Here is a 4,437-nt window from a genome sequence, read left to right on the forward strand (position 1 = left end):
GAACCATTCGCAAACAACCATCGTCAGCGGGAAATCATCGCAACGGCATGGCGAATGCGATGGAGCATCGAAATCCAGCAGCTATGAAAAAATCCCGAGAAAACCTTCCCGAACGGAATCGGCAATCGTTGGCAGACAAAATGCGGAGCTACTTCACGACCTTCGGCTGCAGTCCCTTGGACTTCTCGACGGCGGAATCCTGGCCGCACACCTTCAGCCAGTTGGCCAGCAGACGGTAGCCGTCCTGCGTCATCACGGATTCGGGGTGGAACTGCACCGCGTACATCGGCTTGCTGCGGTGCTTGATGCCCTGCACGATATGGTCGCCCTGCGTCCAGGCGGTCACCACCAGATCGTCCGGCACCGAATCGGGCTCGACCGCCAGCGAATGGTATCGGGTGGCGGTCATCGGGTTGGCCACGCCTTCGAAGATCTCATCGTCGATATGCTCCACCTGGCTGGTCTTGCCGTGCATGATGGTCGGCGCATGGTCGACCGTCGCGCCGAAGACCTCGGCCAGCGCCTGCATGCCCAGGCATACGCCGAACATCGGCTTGTCGATCTTCGCGCACAGGCGAATCATATCCTCGCTGGCGCCCGATTCCGCAGGCGCGCCCGGACCGGGGGAAATCAGCACGCCGTCGTAATCATCGACCACACCCGGCTGCGCCGGATCGATCGCGTCGTTGCGCGCCACCGTCACGGTGGCGCCCAGCGTCTTCAAATATCCGACGATGGTATAAACGAACGAATCGTAATTGTCTACGACCAAAATGCGTGCGGAATCGGTCATCATGCTCCTATCAACGTTTGAACAGCAGTGTACGTGCGCGCCATGCCGAATGCCGCGCACATCTCACACAAAGGGCACATGAAATACGAGGGCCACCTGGAGGTGGCGATGGCCACCGCATCACCGCCGCCTCGGCGACCAACGCAAACCATCGCCAACTACTGCGGCTGTCATCATTCCCACGACAAATCGCAGCGGCATTCATCACAACGCGCGAAACCTTCTCAAGCCGTCAGATGGCCGTGTAGTTCGACATCGACTGCAACACCGGAATATTCGCGGCGGCCCACGGGAACAGCCATTCGAAGCAGGCGGCGGCGGCCGCGAAGGCGAGCAGCGCCATCAGCACCACGCGAATCGGCAGCACTCCCGGCTGGATGCGCATCAGGGAGCCGTACAGGCTGAAATCGGGCTTCCTGCGGTGCCCCGCGCGGATGCTGGCGAGCAATGGCCAACGCCATGCCACGGCCGCCGCGATGAACACGACCAGGTATGCGGCGAGCGCGCCGAGAATCCACGGTTTGAGCGAATCGATGGACGAGGCGAACGACGGCTGCTCGTTGTTGATGAACTTGACCTTGCCGTTCGCGTCCGTGGAGGAAAGCTCCTTGGGAATGCCGTCCGAGACCTTCGCCCAGTAGGAGAATTCGGCGTAGCTGATCCAACGGTGGGTCGGCGTGGAGTACTTCGGCTCGCAAGTGGTCATGGTCAGCATGCGTTTGGTGGGCGTGGTCCCCGGATTCTCCGGGTTCGAGGCGACCACCTCGACGTCGGTGGGCAGTACGATTTTGTGGCTGGTGTAGCGGTAGACGTACCAGTAATCCTGCGTGCGCACGATGATCGGGTCGCCTTCCTGCAGCTTGTCCACGTCACCGAGCGGCTGCCCGTAACCGTTGCGGTGCCCGGCGAAGGCGAAATTGCCGACCTGTCCGGGCATCTGGGAATCCTCGTAATGCCCGAGACCGTGCCGGTTGAGTTCCGTCAGCGAGGTTCCCTGCACCAGATTGCGCTGCCACTGGCTGCCGAAGCGCGGAATGTAGACCTGGGCGATCAGCTCGCCCTCCTGCGCGCTTTCCGGCTGTGTGGGTGGATCGCCTTCCTGCGCGGTTGCGATCGTCACGTTATCGGATTTCGACGGATCCGACCACGATACCGATTGGCGGGTTTCGATCTGGTCGTGCTCGGACTGCACGCCCGTCCACCACATCTGCCACGCGATGTACAACGCGCAGATGGCCGCGGCCGTCAGCATCAGCTCGGCGAGGATGCCGAATACCGTCCAGATCGCGCCTTTGCCGCCGGTCCCGCTGCCGTTCCGGCCGCGTCCGCCGCTTCTGCGCGCCACATGCTTCATGGTCATTGTCCTTCCGATTCGTTCTTGCCGGAGCTGTTCGCGGTCTCTTCCGAGTTGCCCGCCGCGGAGGTGCCGGACGATTCGGCGTCCGATGCGCCGCCAGCCGACGCGTCACCTGCGGCATCGCCCGATGTGCCGTTCGACGCGCCACCCGACGTACCGCCGCTCGATGCGGTACCGGACGCCTTCGCATACTGCAACGGCTGTTGCAATGCGTCGGTCGCGTCGAAATGCAGCTTCTCCCTTTCATCAAGCTGCCAACCCAAGCCGAATGCGCTCACATACTGCCGGTATATGCCGACTTCCTTCGAATCGTCGAGCGCCTTCTTCATGCTGTCGACCGGTCCTATCGCGGAAATCTTGAACGGCGGCGAGTATTTCTTGCCTTGCAGCAACAACACATTGCCGGAACAGCGCACCGCGGAATTGAACAGCACGCGCTGGTCCATAATCATCATGGATTCGGCGCCGCCCGCCCACAGCGCGTTCACCACGGCCTCGATGTCCTGCTGGTGCACCACATAGTCGTTGATATTCGACGTGGAGCCGGACGAATCGACCATATTCTCCCATAATGGGGAATCATCGAGCGTCACCACCAGTCCCGGCCCTTCGACCGCGGGAAGCATGGTGCCGTTGCCCGCGTTCTCGCTGTCCTGCGAATCATCATCCTGGCTGTTGAGCGTCTTGCTCAGATCGTTGACGCGGGAGCTCAGCGAATCGACCTCCTTGCTGAGCGATTCCACCTTCTTCACGCGCTGTTCCACAAGTTCGGCGGTGTCGTTGGTCACGACGACGGAACGGTTCACGCGCAGATTCGTGGCGAGCAGATATCCGGAGAACATCAGCACAAGAAAAACCGCGACGCCGACCATCTTCGATCGTTTCGCGGCATGTCTGCCGATGTGCTTCGCCATGCGGACCTTTCTGCGTTCATCCGTGTTCATCCGTTCGGCACCGACTGTTCGACATCGAGTATTCATTCGATGGTCTATTCGTGAACGCGGTGGTTTCACTGCATCGCGGTTCGCCGATTATGAACAATTTCACGATGCGAGTTCGCCACTTTCGAGTGTAGCCACTATTATGACTTTTAGCCTATTGAAGGCCTTTATTAAAGGAGACTATGCTGATGGCTGACGAAGAGCTGCACGAAACCACCGTGGACGCCCAAAAGGACGAGCAGTCCACCGACGACACCGCTGCCGTCGAAGAGACCACCACGACCGACAACACCCCGGAAACCGCCGGCGAAGCCACCGACGCCGAGTCGACCGCCGAGACCGCTGAAAACGCCGAAGCCGATTCTGAGAACGATGCCGAAACCACCGACGAGACCGAATCCGAAGATGCCGAATCCAAGAATGCCGATGACGACGATGACCTCGGCATTCCCATGGACCGTGTCGAAGCCGTGCTAAACGCCACCGTCGACAAGGATTCCCTGACGCCGCAGATGCAGCGCATGATGAACCGCCAGGCGGAAAACACCCGTCGTGTGGAGGAAACCATCAAGGGCACCAAGTCGAATCCGCGTTGGTTCGTGCCGCTGTTCTGCACGCTGATGATCATCGGCCTGGTGTGGGCCGTGGTCTATTACCTGACCAGCGATTATCCGATTCCGAACATCGGTGCCTGGAACCTGGCCATTGCGTTCGCGATCATCATGGTCGGTTTCATCATGACGATGTGGTGGCGCTGACCCGTTAATTGGCCAATCCCGGCAAAGGCTTACAAAGTAGCGTCCAGTTGTTCCTGCCCGTTCCGCTGTCAGCTTCTCATCGTTGGCCTGTCGAATGAAGACCGAACGGCATTCATCGCCGGATAATCCCGTCGCCGGATAATCCCACATAAGGGCGTTGGAGGAATCTCTCCAACGCCCTTTGCCATATCAATATCGCTGTATTCGCCCTGCCGCAAAGCCGCCAAGCCAAACCACCCCTGCCAAACCGCCAAACCGCCCCAGCCAAACCACCCAACCATACGAGCCAAGCCAAACCCCACCAAGCTATCCAAGCCATCCAAACCAAACCACCCAGCCAAACTACCCAGCCAAACCGCCCAACCACACTATCCAACCAAACCACCCGACCACACAAGCAAGCCAAACCCCACCAAGCCATCCAAACCAAACCACCCCTGCCAAACCACCCAACCAGCCAGTCACGCGCCCAAATAATCCGCTGGCTGGATAAATCGCCCGCAAAAAGGCTCCTTAAACGACTGAATCAGCCAGCCACTGGAAGAATCCACCCTCCTGCAGACCAGTCATACGACCAAATCATCCAGT

4 protein-coding genes are annotated in these 4,437 nt (G+C 59.7%); 1 reads left to right on the top strand and 3 read right to left on the bottom strand.

Features of this window, described 5'->3' with window-relative positions:
- Nucleotides 1-148 precede the first annotated feature (148 nt).
- The 3 genes from B3C64_RS03635 to B3C64_RS03645 all read right to left on the bottom strand — a co-directional run bounded on the left by B3C64_RS03635 (nt 149) and on the right by B3C64_RS03645 (nt 3,064).
- On the bottom strand, nt 149-793 hold the full coding sequence (locus tag B3C64_RS03635) for an anthranilate synthase component II (protein ID WP_291533806.1): 645 nt from the start codon (nt 791-793) through the stop codon (nt 149-151).
- A 232-nt stretch (nt 794-1,025) separates the two neighbouring features.
- A complete protein-coding gene (locus tag B3C64_RS03640; protein ID WP_291533807.1) occupies nt 1,026-2,147 on the bottom strand; it encodes a class E sortase in 1,122 nt (373 codons plus the stop codon).
- A gap of 2 nt (nt 2,148-2,149) precedes the next feature.
- On the bottom strand, nt 2,150-3,064 hold the full coding sequence (locus tag B3C64_RS03645) for a DUF881 domain-containing protein (RefSeq protein WP_291533809.1): 915 nt from the start codon (nt 3,062-3,064) through the stop codon (nt 2,150-2,152).
- A gap of 215 nt (nt 3,065-3,279) precedes the next feature.
- On the opposite strand from B3C64_RS03645, the gene crgA reads away from it, so the two are divergent.
- Nucleotides 3,280-3,849: a cell division protein CrgA gene (crgA, locus tag B3C64_RS03650; RefSeq protein ID WP_291533811.1), complete on the top strand. Its 570-nt coding sequence runs from the start codon at nt 3,280-3,282 to the stop codon at nt 3,847-3,849.
- Nucleotides 3,850-4,437: the final 588 nt, after the last annotated feature.

Source organism: Bifidobacterium sp. UBA6881 (assembly GCA_002451435.1).
Classification (GTDB): Bacteria; Actinomycetota; Actinomycetes; order Actinomycetales; family Bifidobacteriaceae; genus Bifidobacterium.